Origin of the sequence: Nocardioides ureilyticus, assembly GCF_051280745.1 — a bacterium.
Lineage (GTDB): Bacteria > Actinomycetota > Actinomycetes > Propionibacteriales > Nocardioidaceae > Nocardioides.
Window position 1 is genome coordinate 30,444 of sequence record NZ_JBNCOG010000010.1, and the last position, 18,834, is coordinate 49,277.

At 74.9% G+C, this 18,834-nt stretch carries 16 protein-coding genes; 7 read left to right on the plus strand and 9 right to left on the minus strand.

The window, feature by feature from the left end; genetic code table 11:
- The first annotated feature begins 16 nt into the window (after positions 1–16).
- From dnaJ to ACSMHG_RS07510, 3 genes are read left to right on the plus strand one after another with little or no spacing between them, the layout of a single operon-like run.
- Positions 17–1,213, plus strand: coding sequence for a molecular chaperone DnaJ (gene dnaJ / locus ACSMHG_RS07500; protein ID WP_435743283.1), 1,197 nt, complete (start codon positions 17–19; stop codon positions 1,211–1,213).
- Positions 1,213–1,641, plus strand: a complete 429-nt coding sequence (locus ACSMHG_RS07505) for a heat shock protein transcriptional repressor HspR (RefSeq protein ID WP_435743285.1) — start codon at positions 1,213–1,215, stop codon at positions 1,639–1,641. The genes dnaJ and ACSMHG_RS07505 overlap by 1 nt, the downstream gene beginning before the upstream one ends.
- Positions 1,631–2,398: a cobalt-precorrin-6A reductase gene (locus ACSMHG_RS07510; RefSeq protein ID WP_435743287.1), complete on the plus strand. Its 768-nt coding sequence runs from the start codon at positions 1,631–1,633 to the stop codon at positions 2,396–2,398. The genes ACSMHG_RS07505 and ACSMHG_RS07510 overlap by 11 nt, the downstream gene beginning before the upstream one ends.
- 2 nt (positions 2,399–2,400) lie before the next feature.
- Here ACSMHG_RS07510 and ACSMHG_RS07515 read toward each other — a convergent pair whose 3' ends face one another.
- Positions 2,401–3,186, minus strand: a complete 786-nt coding sequence (locus tag ACSMHG_RS07515) for a hypothetical protein (RefSeq protein WP_435743289.1) — start codon at positions 3,184–3,186, stop codon at positions 2,401–2,403.
- On the opposite strand from ACSMHG_RS07515, the gene ACSMHG_RS07520 reads away from it, so the two are divergent.
- Positions 3,142–3,684, plus strand: coding sequence for a 4'-phosphopantetheinyl transferase family protein (locus ACSMHG_RS07520; RefSeq protein WP_435743291.1), 543 nt, complete (start codon positions 3,142–3,144; stop codon positions 3,682–3,684). The two genes, ACSMHG_RS07515 and ACSMHG_RS07520, sit on opposite strands and share 45 nt — an antisense overlap.
- On the opposite strand, the gene ACSMHG_RS07525 is transcribed toward ACSMHG_RS07520, so the two are convergent.
- From ACSMHG_RS07525 to ACSMHG_RS07535, 3 genes are all read right to left on the minus strand, one after another.
- The gene (locus tag ACSMHG_RS07525; protein WP_435743293.1) at positions 3,632–4,972 is read right to left on the minus strand and encodes a M1 family metallopeptidase; all 1,341 of its coding nucleotides are present in this window, start codon (positions 4,970–4,972) and stop codon (positions 3,632–3,634) included. The two genes, ACSMHG_RS07520 and ACSMHG_RS07525, sit on opposite strands and share 53 nt — an antisense overlap.
- Position 4,973: 1 nt before the next feature.
- Positions 4,974–8,891 (minus strand): Pls/PosA family non-ribosomal peptide synthetase, encoded by a 3,918-nt coding sequence (locus tag ACSMHG_RS07530; RefSeq protein WP_435743296.1) that lies wholly within the window; start codon positions 8,889–8,891, stop codon positions 4,974–4,976.
- A gap of 88 nt (positions 8,892–8,979) precedes the next feature.
- Entirely contained in the window at positions 8,980–10,593 is a 1,614-nt protein-coding gene (locus tag ACSMHG_RS07535; protein WP_435743298.1) for a long-chain-fatty-acid--CoA ligase, read from the minus strand.
- 122 nt (positions 10,594–10,715) lie between these two features.
- On the opposite strand from ACSMHG_RS07535, the gene ACSMHG_RS07540 reads away from it, so the two are divergent.
- Positions 10,716–12,026, plus strand: a complete 1,311-nt coding sequence (locus tag ACSMHG_RS07540; RefSeq protein WP_435743300.1) for a S1C family serine protease — start codon at positions 10,716–10,718, stop codon at positions 12,024–12,026.
- A gap of 55 nt (positions 12,027–12,081) precedes the next feature.
- On the opposite strand, the gene ACSMHG_RS07545 is transcribed toward ACSMHG_RS07540, so the two are convergent.
- Positions 12,082–13,788 carry an ABC-F family ATP-binding cassette domain-containing protein gene (locus ACSMHG_RS07545; protein WP_435743302.1) on the minus strand — a complete coding sequence of 569 codons (1,707 nt, stop codon included), beginning with the start codon at positions 13,786–13,788 and terminating at the stop codon, positions 12,082–12,084.
- Between the two features lie 92 nt (positions 13,789–13,880).
- On the opposite strand from ACSMHG_RS07545, the gene ACSMHG_RS07550 reads away from it, so the two are divergent.
- Together ACSMHG_RS07550 and lipP1 are read left to right on the plus strand one after the other, a co-directional pair.
- A complete protein-coding gene (locus tag ACSMHG_RS07550) occupies positions 13,881–15,032 on the plus strand; it encodes an acyl-CoA dehydrogenase family protein (protein WP_435743304.1) in 1,152 nt (383 codons plus the stop codon).
- 39 nt (positions 15,033–15,071) lie between these two features.
- Positions 15,072–16,019, plus strand: coding sequence for a LipP1 family hormone-sensitive lipase (gene lipP1 / locus ACSMHG_RS07555; protein ID WP_435743306.1), 948 nt, complete (start codon positions 15,072–15,074; stop codon positions 16,017–16,019).
- A 68-nt stretch (positions 16,020–16,087) separates the two neighbouring features.
- Here lipP1 and ACSMHG_RS07560 read toward each other — a convergent pair whose 3' ends face one another.
- From ACSMHG_RS07560 to ACSMHG_RS07575, 4 genes are all read right to left on the minus strand, one after another.
- The gene (locus ACSMHG_RS07560; RefSeq protein WP_435743308.1) at positions 16,088–17,374 is read right to left on the minus strand and encodes an HNH endonuclease signature motif containing protein; all 1,287 of its coding nucleotides are present in this window, start codon (positions 17,372–17,374) and stop codon (positions 16,088–16,090) included.
- An 80-nt stretch (positions 17,375–17,454) separates the two neighbouring features.
- The gene (locus ACSMHG_RS07565) at positions 17,455–17,580 is read right to left on the minus strand and encodes a hypothetical protein (RefSeq protein ID WP_435743310.1); all 126 of its coding nucleotides are present in this window, start codon (positions 17,578–17,580) and stop codon (positions 17,455–17,457) included.
- A gap of 107 nt (positions 17,581–17,687) precedes the next feature.
- Positions 17,688–18,083, minus strand: coding sequence for a hypothetical protein (locus ACSMHG_RS07570; protein ID WP_435743312.1), 396 nt, complete (start codon positions 18,081–18,083; stop codon positions 17,688–17,690).
- Positions 18,084–18,346: 263 nt separating this feature from the next.
- Complete coding sequence (locus tag ACSMHG_RS07575) at positions 18,347–18,829, minus strand: hypothetical protein (RefSeq protein WP_435743314.1); 483 nt, start codon at positions 18,827–18,829, stop codon at positions 18,347–18,349.
- Positions 18,830–18,834 lie beyond the last annotated feature (5 nt).

Consider the following 18,834-nt stretch of genomic DNA (forward strand, 5'->3'; position numbering starts at 1 on the left):
CGGGAGGGAGGTGCGCGTGAGCGCCGACGACGGGATCCGGGCCGACTGGGCCCAGAAGGACTTCTACGCCGTGCTGGGGGTGTCCAAGGACGCCTCGTCGGAGGACATCAAGAAGGCCTACCGCAAGCTCGCGCGCGCCAACCACCCCGACTCCAACCCCGGCGACACCCGCAAGCACGACACCTTCAAGGCGGTCGCCGAGGCCTACGACGTCATCGGTGACCCCGACAAGCGCAAGAAGTACGACGAGGTGCGCTCCCTCTACGGGTCCGGAGCGTTCCGTGGCGGCTTCGGCGGCGGTGGTTTCGGCGGCGGTGCCGGCGGTGCCGGCGGCGGCATCAACCTCGAGGACCTGCTGCGCGAGCGCGCCGGCGCCGGTGGCGGCGGGTTCGGCGACATGTTCGGCGACCTGTTCGGAGCCGGCGGGCGTCGTACGGCGCAGCAGCCGCGGCGCACCCAGAAGGGCGCCGACGTCGAGTCGACCGCCACGATCGGCTTCACCGAGGCGATCGAGGGCGTGACGATCTCGCTGCGCCTCACCTCCGACGCCCCCTGCCCCGACTGCTCCGGCACCGGCGGCAAGCCCGGCACGAAGCCGCGGGTCTGCCCGCAGTGCGACGGCGCGGGCTCGGTCGTGGCGTCGGCGGGCGGCGCGTTCGCCATCAACGAGACCTGCCCCACCTGCGGCGGGCGGCAGCTCGTCTACGACGAGGCCTGCCCCACGTGCCACGGCAGCGGCCGTGGGACGTCGGCGCGCACGATCCAGGCGCGCATCCCCGCCGGGGTCCGGGACGGCCAGCGGATCCGGCTGCGCGGCAAGGGCGCCGCGGGCCTCAACGGCGGGCCGGCCGGTGACCTCTACGTCACCGTCAAGGTCTCGCCACACCGGATCTTCGGCCGCAAGGACGACAACCTCACCCTCGACGTGCCCGTCTCCTTCGACGAGGCGGCGCTCGGGGCGGAGGTGAAGATCCCGACCCTCGGCGGCGCGCCGGTCACCCTCCGGCTGCCTGCCGGCACGCCGAACGGCCGCACCTTCCGGGTCCGGGGCAAGGGCGCCCCGAAGCCCGACGGCACCAGGGGCGACCTGCTCGCCACCGTCGAGGTGCACGTGCCGGCGGTGCTGGACGCGAAGGCACGGGAGGCCGTCGAGGCCTACCGCGAGGCGACGGCCGGCAAGCCGCTGCGGGCCGGGTTGTTCGAGGCCGGCTGATGACGGGCACGCCGTTCGTCCCGGGACCGGACGCCGCGGTCTACGTCATCAGCGTCGCCGCCGAGCTCACCGGGCTGCACCCGCAGACCCTGCGCACCTACGAGCGGCTCGGCCTGATCACGCCGGGGCGCACCGGCGGCGGGGGTCGTCGCTACTCCCACCGCGACATCGAGCGGCTCCGGGAGATCGCCGAGCTCACCAGCTCCGGCATCGGCATCGAGGGCGTCCGGCGGATCATGGACCTGCAGAACCAGGTGCTCGCGCTCCAGGCGCGCAACGAGGAGCTCCAGGCCGAGCTCGACCACACCCGCGAGGCCCTGCGCCGGGCGATGACCCCGCGCCGTCCCGACGGCCCGGTCAACAAGCTGCCGGTGCTGCGCGCGCCCGAGCCGGCCGGCGCGCTGGTGGTGTGGCGGCGTGGTCGCTGAACCGGACCGGCACCCGACCGTCCTGCTGCTCGGCGGCACCGGTGAGGCCCGCGACCTCGCGGCGCTCCTCGTCGAGGCGGGGGTCGCGGTGGTCTCGTCGCTGGCCGGGCGGGTGGCGCGGCCCCGGCTGCCCGTCGGCGCCGTGCGTCTCGGTGGGTTCGGCGGGGCCGACGGCCTCGCCGCGCACCTGCGCGAGGAGGGGTACGACGTGGTGGTCGACGCCACGCACCCGTTCGCGGCCACGATCAGCCGCTCCGCGGCGGCCGCCGCGGCGGCGGTCGGCGTACCGCTGCTCCGCCTCGAGCGCCCGGACTGGTCGAGCGAGCCCGTGGGCGACTGGCACCCGGTCGCCGACCACGACGAGGCCGCACGCACCGCGGCGCGCCTGGGCCGCCGGCCCTTCCTCACCGTGGGCCGGCAGTCCCTCGACAGGTTCACCGGTCCGCTGGCCGACCACGCCTGCCTGGTGCGCGTCGTCGACCCGCCGGAGGTCGCGGTGCCGGAGGTGTGGACGGTCCTGCTCGACCGCGGGCCCTACGAGCTCGCCGGGGAGCGCGCGCTGATGGAGCACCACCGCGCCGACGTCCTGGTCACCAAGGACTCCGGTGGGCGGCACACCCGGCCGAAGCTCGAGGCGGCCGCGGCGCTCGGCGTACCCGTGGTCGTGGTCGGCCGGCCTGCGCCCCCGGAGGGCGTGCAGACGGTCGGCGACGCCGCCGCCGCTGCGCGGTGGGTCTTGGACCGGACCGGCGGCTGACTTCACGGGCGGTGGACGGCGTCGGCGAACCGCTGTGCGAGCTGCGGGTGGCCCGCCCAGTGCGTGTGGAGGTACGACGCATGCAGGGTCGGGCCGCTGAAGCCGCACGCCTCCCCGCCGACCCGCCACGCCGGCCGGTCGCCGGCGCCGGGCGCCACGACGGTCCGGTGGAACTCGTGGCCGGTGACCCGCTCGCCGGTGCGGGTGAGCAGCGAGTCGGAGGGCGCCTCGGCCTCGGGGTAGCGCAGCGTGAGCCGGCCGGTCATCCGGGCGTCCGCGTCCAGCGCGCCGACCATCGGCGCGTCGTCCAGCGTGCGGCACAGGTAGAGCAGCCCGGCGCACTCCGCCACCGTGGGGGTCCCGTCCGCGACCGCGGTCGCGAGCTCGGCGCGCAGGGGCGCGTTCTGGGCCAGGTCGGCCGCGTGCACCTCGGGGAAGCCGCCGCCGAGGTAGATCCCGCGGGTGCCCGCCGGCAGCCCCGCGTCGCGGAGCGGGTCGAAGGCCACCACGTCGCAGCCGGCGGCGCGGAGCAGCTCCTCGGTCTCGGCGTACCGGAAGGTGAAGGCGCGGCCGCCGGCCATCGCCACCACCGGCCGCCCGGCGGGCGGCCCGGCGGGCGGCATGGCGGACGGCGGGGCGACCTCGGCGGACGGGTCCCACGGCGCCGCGTCGAGGTCCGGGGCGGTGTCGGCGAGGGCGAGCACGGCGTCGAGGTCGACGTGCTCGGCGACCCGGTCGGCGAGGTGGTCGAGCGCAGCGACGGACAGCTCGCGCTCGGCCGCCGGCACCAGGCCGAGGTGGCGCGAGGGCGCTGGGTCGCCGGCGGCCGGGGGGTCCGCGCCCGGGCCCCCCTTCGTGCGCTCGGGGAGCGGGTCCTGTGCGAGGAGACCGGTGCGCGCGGCGTCGTCCGGCTCTGCCCGCGCTGCGGCAGCCACACCCACGGCCGGCCGCTGCTGACCGGCGCACGCGCGCTGCCGCGGGTGAGCCTCGCGTACGCCGGCGGGCTCGTCGCCGTGGCCTGGGCGGCGGGGCCGGTGGGGATCGACGTGGAGCTCGACGGCCCGCCAGTCGAGGGGTACGGCGACCGCCGGGCCTGGACCCGCGCCGAGGCGCTGCTCAAGCACGCGGGCTGCGGCCTGGCCCACGACCCGCGCGACGGCCTGCCCGACGGCGTGCCGACGCAGGCGCTGGGGCTGCCGGCCGGGTACGTCGGGACCGTCGCGGGGACCGACGTCAGCTGGCGGCTGGCAGGTCCGGCAGCGCCGGCTCCTCCAGCCAGGGGCTGAGCAGCGCGCCGGCGTCGGCCCCGCAGAGCTCGCCCACCAGCGCCACCAGGTCGGTCGTCGTCACCGACCCGCCGCGGTGCCGCTCGCACCAGGTCCGCAGCACCTCGAAGAACCGGTCGGGACCGACGCCGAGCCGCAGCGCGTGCAGCGCCAGCGCGCCGCGCTTGTAGACCCGGTCGTCGAACATGGTCTCCGGCCCCGGGTCGGCGAGGACCACGTCCTGGTCGAGGCCGGCGAGCCGCTCGTGGTGGGCGCGGGCGTGCTGGTCGGCGGTCTCGCCGCCCGACCGCTCCGACCACAACCACTCGGCGTAGCAGGCGAAGCCCTCGTGCAGCCAGATGTCGCGCCAGCGGCGCAGCGTGACGGCGTTGCCGAACCACTGGTGCGCCAGCTCGTGGGCGACCAGGCGCACCGAGGCCCACTCCGCGTCGAGGAAGTTGCTGCCGAACGTCGACAGCGTCTGCGCCTCGAGCGGGATCTCGAGCTCGTCGGCGGTGACCACGGAGGTGTAGGAGCCGAACGGGTAGGGCCCGAAGAGCTCCTCGAACGCAGCCACCATCTCGGCCTGCCGGCCGAAGCCGGCGGTGAAGGCCTCGGCGGTGACGTCGGTACCCTCGGGCACCACCGCCCGCACGGGCACCCGTGCGCCGGGCAGCTCGTGGACGTCGTACCGCCCGACCTGGACGGTGGCGAGGTACGTCGCCATCGGCTCGCGCTGCTCGAAGGTCCACTCCTGGCCGCTCGCCCGGCGGGCGCGGCCGGTCTCCTCGCCGTTCGCGACGACCAGGTATCCGGGGTCGGTGGTGACGACGATGCGGTAGGTGGCCTTGTCGTCGGGGCGGTCGTTGCAGGGGAACCAGGTGGGCGCGCCGTGCGGCTGGCCGGCGACGATGACGCCGTCCTCGAGCTCCTCCCAGCCGGCGTCGCCGTGGTGCGGCTCGACCAGCGGTCGCGGGCGGCCGGCGTACTTGATGCTGGCGGTGAAGCGCGTGCCGGCGGCGAGCGGCTCGGCCAGCTGGACCACCAGCCGGCTGCCGCGGCTGCTCCACCGCTTCGGGCTCCGGCCGTCGACGGTCACCTTGTCGACGTCGAGCCCGGCGAGGTCGAGCACGATCCGGCCCAGGTCGTCCTGGAGCGCGACCGCGTCGATGGTCGCCCGGCCGCGGAGGCGGTTGGGCGCGAGGTCGTAGAACAGCTCGAGGTCGTAGTGGCGGGCGCTCCACGACGGATCGCCGTGGCCGGGCAGGTAGGGGTCGGCGGTGGGGAGGTCACCGGAGGTGCCGCGCACCTCAGGCGCCCGCCGGCGCGTCCGCCGGGGTGACCCACGGGCCGATCGGGTTGCCGGTCCACGTCGTCCCGTCCGGCACGGACTCGCCCCTCATCACCAGTGACACGGGACCGACCGTAACGTGGCGGCCGAGCACCGCCGCCGGGAGGATCACGCTGTGCGGGCCGAGCGTGGCGCCGCGGCGCAGCGTGACGGTGTCCATGCTGAGCACCCGGTCGTGGAACAGGTGGGTCTGCACCACGCTGCCGGCGTTGACGGTGGCGCCGTCGCGCAGGTCGACGAGGTCGGCCTCGGGCAGCCAGTAGGTCTCGCACCAGACCCCGCGGCCGATCCGCGCCCCCATCGACCGCAGCCAGGCCACGAGCAGCGGCGTGCCGGTGACGGCCCGCGCGAACCACGGGGCCGCGAGCACCTCGACGAAGGTGTCGGCCAGCTCGTTGCGCCACACGAAGGAGCTCCACAGCGGGTGCGAGCCGGGGCGGAGCCGCCCGACGAGGGCCCACTTGGCCAGGGTGGTGACCAGCGCGGCCACGAGCCCGGCGAGGGCGAGCAGCGGCCCGGCGACCACCAGCGCCACCAGCACGCCCGGCCCGTCGAGCACCGCGGCGAGGGCGGCGCCGACCACCAGCGCGAGCCCCACCGCGACCACCACCGGGACCAGGCGGCACAGCTCGACCGCGCCGCGGGCGACGAGCAGGCGCCGCGGCGGCTCGTAGGTGCGGCCGGCGTCGGTGTCCTGCGCGACCCGCCGCAGCGGCGCGGGCGGGCTGCCCAGCCAGGACTCACCCGACCGTGCCCGGGAGCGACGCGGGGCCGCCGAGAGGACCGCGACCAGCGAGGCCTTCGGCACCTTGCGGCCGGGCGCGGCCATGCCGGAGTTGCCCACGAAGGCCCGCTTGCCGATCTTCACCCGCTCCACCCGCAGCCAGCCGCCGCCCAGCTCGTACCCGCCGATGAGGGTGTCGTCGGCGAGGAAGGCCTGGTCGTTGACCTGGGTGAGCGAGGGGACCATGAGCACCGTCGACGCCTCGACGTGGCGGCCGATGCGGGCGCCGAGCGAGCGGAGCCACACCGGGGTCAGCAGCGAGGAGTAGAGCGGGAAGAGCCAGGTCCGCGCCTCGTCGAGGACCCGCACGGTCGTCCAGACGGCCAGCGCCGGACCGCTCCGGACCGGGTGGGCACCGGCCCGCACGCCGAGGGCGGCGACCCGGACGACCAGCCAGACCAGCAGCGTCAGCACCGCGAGGCCGACGACGACGGCGAGCGGCAGCCAGGGCAGCCACGCCGCGAGCAGGCCCGCCGGGCCGTCGTACGACGCGGGGCCGGCGAGCGCGACGAGCGGGGCGCCGCCGGCGACGACGGCGAGGACCGGCAGGAGCGCGAGCAGCCCGGACACGCCGGCGTACGCCAGGACCCACGCGCGCGGGGCCGAGGGGCGCGAGGACCACGGGCCGCGGGCGGCGTCGCTGACCCGCACCGCGGGCGACCCGGACCAGAACTCGCCGTCGGGCACCTCGCCGAGCACGGCCGAGCCCGGTGCCACCTCGGCGTCGGCACCGACCCGCGCGCCCGGTCCGAGCATGGAGCGCGCGCCCACCCGGGCGCGGGCGCCGATGCTGACCGGTCCGAGGTGGACGACGTCGCCGTCGACCCACCAGCCGCGGAGGTCGACCTCCTGCTCGACCGACGCGCCCTTGCCGAGCCGGAGCAGGCCGGTCACCGGGGGCAGGCTGTGCAGGTCGACGTCCCGGCCCACCCGCGCACCGAGGAGGCGGGCGTACCAGGTCATCGCGGGAGCGCCGGCGAGGCCGGTCGCGCCGAGCTCGTCGGCCAGCTGCTCGGCCAACCAGAGTCGCAGGTGGACCTTGCCGCCCCGGGGGTGGTCTCCCGGCTGCACTCCCCTGAGCACCAACCGGGCCCCGCCCGCCGCCAGCAGCATGCGCCCCGGCGGGCTGAGGAAGAGCAGCCAGCCCACGGCGACCAGCAGCCACGACGGCGTCGGCAGCCCGTCCACGCCCAGCCAGGTCGCGCCGTGGCAGGCGAGGGCCGCCCAGGTGAGCCACCGCGGCCCGGCGACGGCCCGGAGGCCCAGGCTCGCGAGAACCTGTCCGGCCTGGGTCTTCACAGGCACCACCGGGACGGTGCGGTCGGTGGTGGCACCGGACGCCGAGAGACCGTCCAGGTACGCCGCCACCGAGCCCACCGTCGGGTGCTCGTAGACGTCCCCGACCACGACCGCCGGGTAGCGTTCCCGCAGGCGGGAGACCATCTGGGCCGCGGTCAGGCTGCCGCCGCCCAGGTCGAAGAAGTCGTCGTCGCGGCCGGTGACCGCGGCGCCGAGCACCTCCAGCCACAGGCCGGCCACCCACGCCTCGGTGTCGCTCAGGTCGGGAGCGGCCTCGCGCCCGGCGCCCGGCGCGGCGGCCGGCAGCGGCCACGGCAGGGCGTCGCGATCGACCTTCCCCGACGTCCGCGTGGGGAGCGTGTCGACCACCGCCAGCCGCGGCACCAGCGCGGCGGGGAGCGCCCGGCGCAGTCGCTCGAGCGCGCTCGCCTGGTCGAAGGTCGCGTCGACGGCGACGTACCCCACGAGGAGCTGGTTGCCGGCGGCACTGCGGCGTACGGCGGCCGCGGCGCCGTTGACGCCGGGCAGGGCGAGCAGCGCGCTGTCGACCTCGCCGAGCTCGATCCGGCGGCCGCCGAGCTTCACCTGGTCGTCGGCCCGGCCACCGAAGAGCAGGCCCGCCGGGTCGAGGACCACCAGGTCGCCCGAGCGGTAGGCCCGCTCCCAGCCGAGCGTCGGCATCGGCGCGTACTTCTCGGCGTCCTTGGCAGGGTCGAGGTAGCGCGCCAGGCCGACGCCGCCGATGATCAGCTCGCCGGTCTCCCCCGGCGCGACCGGGCGGCCGTCGGCGTCGACGACGGCGAGGTCCCAGCCCGCGAGCGGGAGACCGATGCGGACCGGCCCCTCCGCGGTCAGCTGCGCACCGCACGCGACGACGGTCGCCTCGGTGGGCCCGTAGGTGTTCCACACCTCGCGGCCGGGGGCGACGAGGCGGGCGGCGAGCTCCGGCGGCAAGGCCTCGCCGCCCATGATGAGCAGCCGCACCCGCGCCAGCGCCTCGGTGGGCCACAGCGCCACCAGCGTCGGGACGGTGGAGACCACCGTGACCTCGTTGGCGACCAGCCACGGGCCGACGTCCACCCCGCTGCGCACCAGCGCACGCGGCGCGGGCACCAGGCACCCGCCGTACCGCCAGGCCAGCCACATCTCCTCGCAGCTGGCGTCGAAGGCCACCGAGAGGCCGGCCATGACCCGGTCGCCGACGCCGAGCGGCTCCTCCTGCAGGAACATCTGCGACTCGGCGTCGACGAAGGCGGCGGCGTTGCGGTGGGTGACGGCGACACCCTTCGGCGTCCCGGTCGAGCCGGAGGTGAAGATCACCCACGCGTCGTCCTCGAGGCCCGGCTCCGCGGGCTCGCGCGGCACCTGCTGCTCGACGGGACGGCGGGAGACGACGGCCAGCTCGTTGCCCACGACCGCGGCCACGTCGGCCTCGCCGAAGACCAGGCGGGCGCGCTCGTCGGGATCGTCGGCGTCGACGGGGACGTACGCCGCGCCGGCGAGCAGGATGCCGAGGACGGCGACGTAGAGGTCGGTCGTCCCCGAGCTGACCCGGAGGCCTACCCGGTCCCCCGGGCCGATGCCCAGGCCGGCCAGCTCGGCCGCCAGCCCGTCCGCCGCCTCCTCGAGCTCGGCGTAGGTGAGCACGTCGTGGCCGGTGTCGACCGCCGGCTCGTCGGCGGCCTGGGCGACCGTGGCGCGGAAGACGTCGACCAGCGTGCGCGGCGCGGGCGCCTCGCTGCCGCGGAGGAGGGGGTCGGTCGCGGTCTCGGCGGCTGGGGCGGGGTCGGGCACGGGCGGACCGTGCCCGAGCCAGGTGAACGGCAGGTGACGTCACCCGGCCCAGCCAGCCCAGCCCGCCCGGTCCGGCCCCGCGTCCCGGTCAGTTCACGCCGCGGTCGCGCCCCTGCCAGTACGGCGCCCGCAGCTCGCGCTTGAGGATCTTGCCCGTGGGGTTGCGCGGCAGCGCCTCGAGGACGTCGACGCTCCGCGGGCACTTGTAGTGGGCGAGGTGCTCGCGGCAGTACTCGATGATCTCGGCCTCGGTGGCGTGGTGGTCGGGCTTGAGCGCGACCACCGCCTTCACCGACTCGCCCCAGGTGTCGTCGGGGACCCCGATGATCGCGACCTCCATGACGGCCGGGTGCTCGGCCAGCACGCGCTCGACCTCGGGGCTGTAGATGTTCTCGCCGCCGCTGATGATCATGTCCTTGAGCCGGTCCTCGACGAACAGGTAGCCCTCCTCGTCGAGCTTGCCCATGTCGCCGGTGCGGAACCAGCCGTCCTCGACGATCACCTCGGCGGTCGCCTCCGGCTTGTTCAGGAACCCCTTCATCAGCTGCGGCGTCCGCAGCCAGATCTCCCCGTGGGTCCCGACCGGGAGGTCCTCGAGGGTGGCCGGGTCGACGATCCGGATCTCCACGCCGGGCACCGCCTTGCCGGCGGAGACCAGCCGCTCCGGGTGCCCGGAGGACTCCGCCGTGCGGTGGTCCTCCGGCATCAGGTGGGTGGCCACGCCGGCGACCTCGGTGAGGCCGTAGACCTGCATGAAGTCGGTGTCGGGCCAGGCCTGCATCGCGGCCCGCAGGAGCGGCGGCGGCATCGGCGCGGCGCCGTAGGTGTAGGTCTTGAGCGCGCCGAAGAGCTTGACGGCGTCCTCCCCCGACTGCAGCACCTGCGCGAGGACCGCCGGCACGAGGAACGTCCGGTTGGCGCCGGCGAGGATCGCCCCGGCGAGCGACATCCCGTCGGGGTCGCGGGTCATCACGCTGGGCACGCCGTCGTGGAGGCCGAAGAGCACGTACGACGAGCCGCCGACGTGGAAGAGCGGCATCGCGACCATCGACTTGTCGCCGGGCTCGAAGCCCCAGCCGTCGTGGGCGTTGACGGTGTGGCTGACCATGTTGCGGTGGGTGAGCATCACGCCCTTGGGCCGCCCGGTGGTGCCGGAGGAGTACATCACCAGGCACACGTCGTCGGGCTCGACGTCGGGCTGGCGCGGTGTCGGCGTGGCCTCGGCGAGCAGTCGCTCCCACGCGTCCCCCTCGGCGCCCTCCGGCGTCACCTCCAGGACGTGCTCGACCCCGGCGAGCCGGTCCCGGATGGCCTCGATGGTGGGCATCAGCTCGCTGCCGACGACCAGCACCTTCGCGCCGGAGTCGTTGACGGCGTAGTCCACCTCGTCGCCGGCCAGCCGCCAGTTGATGATGGCGTTGGCCGCGCCGAGCGAGCCGGCTGCCAGCGACAGCTCCACGCACGCCGGGTGGTTCTTGTCGAGGAAGGCCACCACGTCGCCGCGGCCCACCCCCAGCTGCTGGAGCCCGCCGGCGGCGCGGCGTACCCGGTCGTCCCACTCGGCCCAGGTCCAGGTGCGCCCGAGGTAGGTCATGCACTCGGCGTCGGGCGTGGTCCGGGCCCAGTGGGCGAGGCGGTCGTCGACGAAGACGGGGTCGGGGGCGTCGGCAGGGGTGGCGGGTGCGTCAGCGGTGGCAGTCATGGCCCGAGTGTGTCCCACGACACAGTGCCGCGTCGACCACTTCGCCGGACGCGGCGCCGGATCTTCGCCGGCCCCCAGCGCTGTCTCAGGTTCGTCACAGGGACCGGGGGCACCGTGGAGGCATGGATGAGCAGAACGACGACTGGACGCGCCCCCAGCAGCCGATGCCGCGGCCGGCCCAGGAGCCGGTGCCGCAGCCAGCGCAGCAGACGACGCCCTACGACTTCCCGCTCCTGCCCCCAGCGGCGCAGGCACCGGCGGCGCCCGCGCCGGCCCGCGGCCGGAAGGGCTTCGCGGCGGCGGTGCTGACCGGTGCGCTCGTGCTCGGCGGCGCCGGTGGGCTCGGCGGCGCCGCGCTCTGGACGGCGTACGACGACGAGTCGGCCGCCACGGCGGGCGGCACGGGCAGCCCCGCGGTCGCCACTCAGGTCGCCACCACCGACGACGACGCCCCCGCCGGCTCCGTCGAGGCGGTCGCCGCGGGCGTGTTGCCGTCCGTGGTGAAGATCGACGTCGTCGGCCGCGCCGGCTCGGGATCGGGCTCGGGCATCGTGCTCACCTCCGACGGCCAGATCCTCACCAACGAGCACGTCGTGTCCATGGCGACGGAGGGCGACCAGATCACCGTCTCGTTCTCCGACGGCAGGCGCGCGCCGGCGGAGGTCCTGGGCACCGACCCGCTCACCGACACCGCCGTCATCCAGGCGCAGGACGTCGACGGCCTGACCGTCGCCACCATCGGCGAGTCCGGGGCGCTGGACGTCGGGGAGCAGGTCGTGGCGATCGGTTCCCCCTTCGGCCTCGAGTCGACCGTCACCACGGGGATCGTCAGCGCACTCGACCGGCCGGTCAACGTCGGCACCGACGACGAGAACAACAGCACCACCTACCCGGCGATCCAGACCGACGCCGCGATCAACCCGGGCAACTCCGGCGGCCCGCTGGTCAACATGGACGGTCAGGTCATCGGCATCAACTCCTCCATCCGGACCGCCTCGGTGGGGCTCGGCGGCGGCTCGGGCGGCTCCATCGGCCTCGGCTTCGCCATCCCGATCGACGAGGTGCTGCCGATCGTCGAGCAGATGGCGAACGGCGAGACCCCGACGCACGCGCGCCTCGGCATCACCGTCAGCGACCCCGGCGCCCCGGTCTCCGGGCCCGGGGGCATCGAGGGGCCGGACCCCGCCGCGAGCGACGTCGTGGGCGCCGAGGTGCAGGAGGTGGGCGCCGACTCGGCCGCCGGCGAGGCCGGGATCGAGGACGGCGACGTCATCACCCGCGTCGACGACCGGCCGGTCACCGGCGCCGACTCACTGGTCGCGATCATCCGCTCCTACCGCCCCGGCGACGAGGTCAGCGTGACCTTCGTCCGCGACGGCGAGGAGCAGACGGTCGAGCTCGAGCTCGACTCCGACGCGAGCAGCGGGGAGTGAGCACCCCGGAGTGAGCACCGCGGAGTGAGCGTCGGGGACCGACCCCGGCGCTCGCTCAGCGGGCCCGCGCCACCCGCCCCTCGTCCCAGACCGGCTCGTCGCTCTCGCGGACCTCGCCGTCGGCGCCGAAGACGAGGAACCGGTCGAACCCGCGGGCGAACCACCGGTCGTGGGTGACCGCCAGCACCGTGCCGTCGAAGGCGGCCAGGCCCTCCTCCAGCGCCTCGGCACTCTGCACGTCGAGGTTGTCGGTCGGCTCGTCGAGCAGCAGCAGCGTCGCGCCGGAGAGCTCGAGCAGCAGCACCTGGAACCGGGCCTGCTGGCCGCCGGAGAGCGACTCGAAGCGCTGCTCGGCGGCAGCGCTCAGCTCGTAGCGGTCCAGCACGCGGCTCGCCTGCTCGCGGCCCATCCCCGCGCGGTGGGCGTCGCCCCGGTGCAGCACCTCGAGCAGCGTGCGACCCACCAGCTCGGGGTGCTCGTGGGTCTGGACGAACCACCCCGGACGCACCCGCGCGCCCAGCCGGGCCCGGCCGGTGTGGCGCACCGGCGCGACGACCGGCCCGTCGTCGGCGCCCACCGGCCGGTGCTCGGGCTCGGGATCGGTGCCGCCCGCGGCCAGCAGCCGGAGGAAGTGCGACTTGCCGGAGCCGTTCGAGCCGAGGACGGCGACGCGCTCGCCGTACCAGACCTCGAGGTCGAAGGGGCGCATCAGCCCGGTGAGCTCGAGCCCTTCGCAGACCACGGCGCGCTTGCCGGTGCGCCCGCCCCGCAGCCGCATCGTCACCTGCTGCTCCCGCGGCTGCTCGGTCGGCGGCCCGGCCTCCTCGAACCTCCGCAGCCGGGTCTGCGCGGCGCGGTACTGCGACGCCATGCCGTCGTTGAACTCCGCCTTCACCTTGTAGTGGAGCACCAGCTGCTTGAGCTTCGCGTGCTCCTCGTCCCAGCGCTTCCGCAGCTCGGCGAAGCGGGCGAACCGGTCGGCCCGCGCCCGGTGGTACGACGCGAAGCCGCCCGGGTGCGTCCAGACCGTGTTGCCGGCCGCTGGCCCGCCGCTGCCGAGCTCGACCGTGACCACCCGGGTCGCGGTGTTCTCCAGCAGCTCCCGGTCGTGGCTGATGTAGAGGATCGTCTTCTCCGACTCGCGGATCCGCCCCTCGAGCCAGATCTTGCCCGGCACGTCGAGGTAGTTGTCCGGCTCGTCGAGGAGCAGCACCTCGTCGGGACCGCGCAGCAGCATCTCCAGCACCAACCGCTTCTGCTCGCCGCCCGAGAGGGTGCGCAGCGAGCGGTACTTCGCGCGGTCGTACGGCACGCCCAGCGCGGCGGTCGCGCAGACGTCCCAGACGACCTCGACGTCGTAGCCGCCGGCGTCGGCGTACTCCGCCAGCGCGGTCGCGTAGGCCATCTGCGTCCGCTCGTCGTCGACCTCCATCAGCCGGTGCTCGCAGCGGTCGACCTCCTGGGCCGCGGTGCGGACCCGTGGCGGCGAGGCGCTCAGCAGGAGGTCCGCGACCGACGGATCCTCGCCCAGCCCGGCGCCCACCATCTGCCGCATGACGCCGACGCCGCCCGACCGGGTCACGGCCCCGGCGTGCGGCTGGAGCTCTCCGGTGACGATCCGCAGCAACGTCGTCTTGCCGGCGCCGTTGGCGCCCACGAGCGCCACCTTCTGCCCCTCACCGACCCGGAACGAGACGTCGTCGAGCAGCACCCTCCCGTCCGGCAGCTCGTAGCGCACCCCGGCGACGTCCACATGTCCCACGCAGCGAATGGTGCGGCATGCGGCCCGCGACCGCGAGCGATTTGAGGCTGCCCCGGGCTCGGCGGCCCGCACCGGCCGGGCAGGATGGCCCCATGGACCTCAGCCTCAGCGACGAGCAGGAGAGCTTCCGGGCACTGGCCCGGGAGTTCCTCGACCGGGAGGCGGTGCCGCACCGCGTCGAGTGGGACCGGCGCGAGTCCGTGGACACCTCGATCGTGCCGCGGATGGCCGAGATCGGGTTCTTCGGGCTCACCATCCCCGAGGAGTACGGCGGCCTGGGTGGCGACTACCTCACCTACGTGCTGGCGATGGAGGAGCTCGGGCGCGCCGACTCCGCCCTGCGCGGGATCGTCTCGGTCTCCAACGGGCTGGTGGGCAAGTCGATCCTGGCGGCCGGCACCGAGGAGCAGAAGCAGGAGTGGCTGCCGCGCATCGCCAGCGGCGAGGTGCTGGGCTGCTTCGGCCTGACCGAGCCCGACACCGGCTCGGACGCCGGCAACCTCACCTCGCGCGCGGTCCGCGACGGTGACGACTACGTCCTCAACGGCCAGAAGCTCTTCATCACCAACGGCACCTGGGCGCAGGTCGCCCTGGTCTTCGCCCGCACCGGCGGGCCGGGGCCGCGGGGGGTCACCGCGTTCCTCGTCCCGACCGACACCCCCGGCTTCGAGGCCCGCGAGATCAAGGGGAAGCTGGGCCTGCGCGGCCAGGCGACGGCCGAGCTCTTCCTGAGCGACGTGCGGGTGCCTGCCTCGGCCCGCCTCGGCGAGGAGGGGCAGGGCTTCAAGATCGCGATGACCACGCTCGACAAGGGGCGGGTCTCGGTCGCGGCCGGTTGTGTCGGGATCGTCCAGGGGTGCCTGGAGTCGGCGGTCGAGTACGCCCAGCACCGCACCCAGTTCGGCCGGCCCCTCGCCGGCTTCCAGCTGGTGCAGGACCTCATCGCCGACATCTCCCTCGACGCCGACGCCGCGCGGCTGCTGGTGTGGCGGTGCGCGGACCTGATCGACCGCGGGTTGCCCTTCGGCGTGGCCGCCTCCAAGGCGAAGCTCTTCGCCTCCGAGGCCGCTGTGCGCGCCGCCAACAACGGCATCCAGGTGCACGGCGGCGCCGGGTACGTCGACGAGTACCCCGCGCAGAAGTACCTGCGGGACGCGCGCGTGATGACCCTCTACGAGGGCACCAGTCAGATCCAGAAGCTGCTGATCGGCCGCGCCGAGACCGGCATCTCTGCTTTCGTCTGACCCGGGCCGACCCGCCCCTTCCCGCTCACAGGAGGCCCCGTGCCGCTCGACCCCCAGCTCGACCCCCAGCTCGCCGTGCTGCTGCAGTTCCTCGCCGACGCCGGCAGCCCGCCGATGCACGAGGGCACCCCGGAGCAGGCCCGCCAGGGCTTCCGCACGCTGACCGTGGACCTGCGCGACCCGGCCTCGCTGCCGGAGGTCGCGTCCGCGGAGGACGTCTCGGTGCCGGGCGGCGACGGCCCCCGGCCGGCCCGCGTCTACCGGCCGCGCGTCGACGCAGGACCGCTGCCGACCGTGGCGTTCTTCCACGGCGGCGGCTTCGTCATCGGCGACCTCGACACCCACGACCTCACCTGCCGGACGATCGCCACGCTGTGCGACGCGGTCGTGGTCTCCGTCGACTACCGGCTCGCCCCGGAGCACCCGTTCCCCGCCGGCGTCGAGGACGTCCTCGCCGCGGCCCGCTGGGTCTCCGACCACCTCGCCGACCTCGGCGGCGACGACCGGATGGCGGTCGCCGGCGACTCGGCGGGCGGCAACCTCTCCGCGGTGGTCGCGCAGGCCTTCCGCGACGAGGGCCGCGCGCTGGCCGGGCAGCTGCTGATCTACCCGGTCACCGACATGGGCGGCTCGTTCCCCTCCCACACCGAGAACGCGGAGGGCTACTTCCTCGACCAGGCGACGATGGAGTGGTTCGGCGCCCAGTACGTCGGCGCGGCGGGTGACGTCACGGACCCGCGGCTCTCCCCGCTGCGCGGCCGGCTCGACGGCCTGGCTCCCGCGGTCGTGGTGACCGCCGAGTTCGACCCGCTCCGCGACGACGGCAACGCCTACGCCCGCGCGCTGGCCGAGGCCGGCGTACCGGTCGAGCACCGCACCTTCCCCGGACTCATCCACGGCTTCGTGGACATGGGCCGGCACTCGGGAGCGGCCCAGGCGGCCGTCGAGGAGACCTGCGCCCTGTTCCGCAAGGTCCTGCACGGCTGAGCGGCGGAACCGGGACATGCTTCAGCCCCCGCCGGCGAGCTGGTTCGGCGGGGTCCGGGGCGGCAGGGTCAGACGTCCGGCGGGTCGGGCGGCCTGCCCGGCTCGGTGAGGTCGTGCGTCCCGGTGTGGTCGACGAGGAACCGCAGCCGGTGCTGGCCGGCCCACAGGTACACGCCTGGCTCGAGCACCGTGTAGCGCCACGGTCCGTGGGTCTTCAGGCGGTGGTGCCGCCGGCACAGCGGCGCGAGGTTCTCCGAGGCGGTCGGGCCGCCGCACCCATGGGCATGGACGTGGTCCAGGTCGCACCGGCGCGCCGGCCTGGTGCAGTGCGGGAAGACGCAGTGCAGGTCGCGGAGGCGCGTCTGCTCGGCGATCCGATCGGGCACCTCGTAGGCCTCGACGTGGACCTGGTCGGCGAGGTCGATGACGGGCTTGATCGTGACCCTGGCGGCGCGGGTGCACCACTCGGCCAGCTGGCCGGTGAGCACGAAGGAGCGGGTGTTCTCCACCCGCACCACCGGGTCGACGTGCCCGTCAGGCGCCTGGTGGACGTGCACCACCAGCGGCGTCGGCTCGGTGTCGAGCTCCAGCGAGAGCTGGCGGCGCGCCATGTCGCCGAGCGCCCGGGCCCGACGAGCACCCTCCGGCTCCTCGGACCCGAGCGCCCGGAGGGCCTCGGCGCCCCGGTCGAGCACCTCGTCGAGATGGGTGGCGTCCGCGAGGTCGAGCGTGGCGTACAGGTCGACGTGCCCGTCGAAGGAGACCTGACGGGTCTGGATCGTCACGTGCCGCGCCTCGGCCCGCTCCGCGGCGCGAGCCTGGGCGGCCTCGGGGTCGTGGCGGACCGCCGCCTCCTCGACCAGCCGCTCCAGCGCGGCCGGCCCGATGGAGTGGGCGACCGGCGCGACGTGGCGGTCCACGAACGCGGCGCCCTCCCTCGACAGGAGCATGGTGCGGCGCGCGATGCCGCGAGCCTTCCACGCCGGCAGCTCCACCGCCGTCACACGCTTCCACAGCCTCGGCAGGCGATAGCGCAGCTCGAGCGCCTCGGCCAGGTAGGCCCGGCCCGAGTCGGACGACCGGCCCATCGCAGCGGCGTAGTCCTCGACGGCGAACTCGCTGACCATCGGCGCACCCTCGCCGGCCAGGCCGAGGACCTGGTCCCCGAACTGGTCAGCCCATCCCGCACCAGCCGCCGTGCCGACGTGCTCCGCGGGGTGCATCACGCACCACTGCACGGCGAGCTCGAGCTGCTCGGCCTCGGCCCGCTCCCCGGTCCGGCGACGGTGGCGCGCGGCGGCGAGCACGCCGGACGGGGTGTCCAGCTGCTGCTCGAGGTCCGCCGTCAACGTCATGCTTGCATTGTATTCGAACACATCGTCGAAGGAAAGGGTTCTGTGCTGGGTGTGGACTGGGGCGGCAGCGTCTCCCGGCGCTACGCCCGCCGCGGCACCGCGATCCGGTCCAGGTCGCGGGCGGCGTGGACGTCGAGGTGATGGCGGCGGGCCTGCTCCGCGAACGGCTCCTCCTCGGGATGGCGCGCGGAGTAGTGCGTGAGCACGAGCCGCCGAGCACCCGCTTCGGCGGCGAGGCGACCGGCCTGGCCCGCTCGGCTGCTCGAAGGACACTGTTCCCGGCAGGCAGGAGCGGGCGGTGCGGCGGAGATCGTCAGTCCAGCTCCTCGGTGCTCGCGAAGCGGTCGATCACGCTCCCGTCGGGATCCTTGACGACCCACTCCCCTCGCCCGGGGTCGATGTCGTCCTCTGGCAGCTCTCCCGTCCCGGAGTGCTCCCAGTCGTAGGCGTCCCGGTCGTAGACCAGGTAACGGGCCCCGTCCGCCGTCGCCAGGATCTTTCCCCCGAGCGGCGTAGCAGCCGGGTCGCCCGTTCCATGGATGGTGCCGATGTAGTCGTCCCACTCGGTCGAGGTCACCACCACCTCGACGGTCCACGTGACGCCCCGCGACTGCTCGAAGGTCACCTCGATCCCGCCAGGCACTTCTCGGGCGCTCGCCCATCCGTCGAGGTACTCGACGAGACGCTCCCAGAGCCGCTCAGACGCCATTGCCCAAGCATGCGCGACCAGGGTGGCGGACCGCGCTCGACTTGGCATGACCGCGCCGCTTGGGCACCGGTCCTAAGCCGACGTGAGCGCAGCGACAGCCGAGCAGGATGCCGAGAACGCCGCCGCGACGACGCACACCCCAACCGGGCGACGTGCTCGCTGGTCTCCTCGTCCCGTCGGCAGAGGAGCAGCAGGGTGCGCCGCACCTCGTGCATGGAGAGGTGGCCAGGAGTCGTCGCTCTCCCCAGGCGCGAGGACGCCCGTCAGACGGGCGCAGAGATCCGCCCGAACTGCAGCGGCCGACAGACCCGGCAGGGTTCGAGGCCGCTGCCGGGGATGTCGGTCAGCGGCACGAGGTGTGCCTCGGTACGGGCCTCGGGCAGCGTGCAGTCGGTGCGGTGGTACGACGCGGCGCCCGCCACGACGTACCCGTCGAGCCCGCCGGTGGCCCCGAGCGCGGCGCCCACCGCCGCGCCGCCGCCCTGGCGCTCGACGGCCAGCGCCACCCGCTCGAGGGCTTCTTCCATCCGCGCCAGGTCGGCCCGGTGGTTCTGCACGAGGATCATCGCCGCACCGACGACGACGACCGCGAGGCCCGCGATCCCCCCGGAGAGGAGGTAGGGGAACTGGGCCGGGACGAAGTTGCTGCTCGCCGCCCCGTTCCAACCGAAGAAGATGACGAGGAAGCCGAGCAGGCACAGCAGCACGCCGAGCTGCCCGCCGAGCTTTCCGAGGTGGTTCTGCATGATGT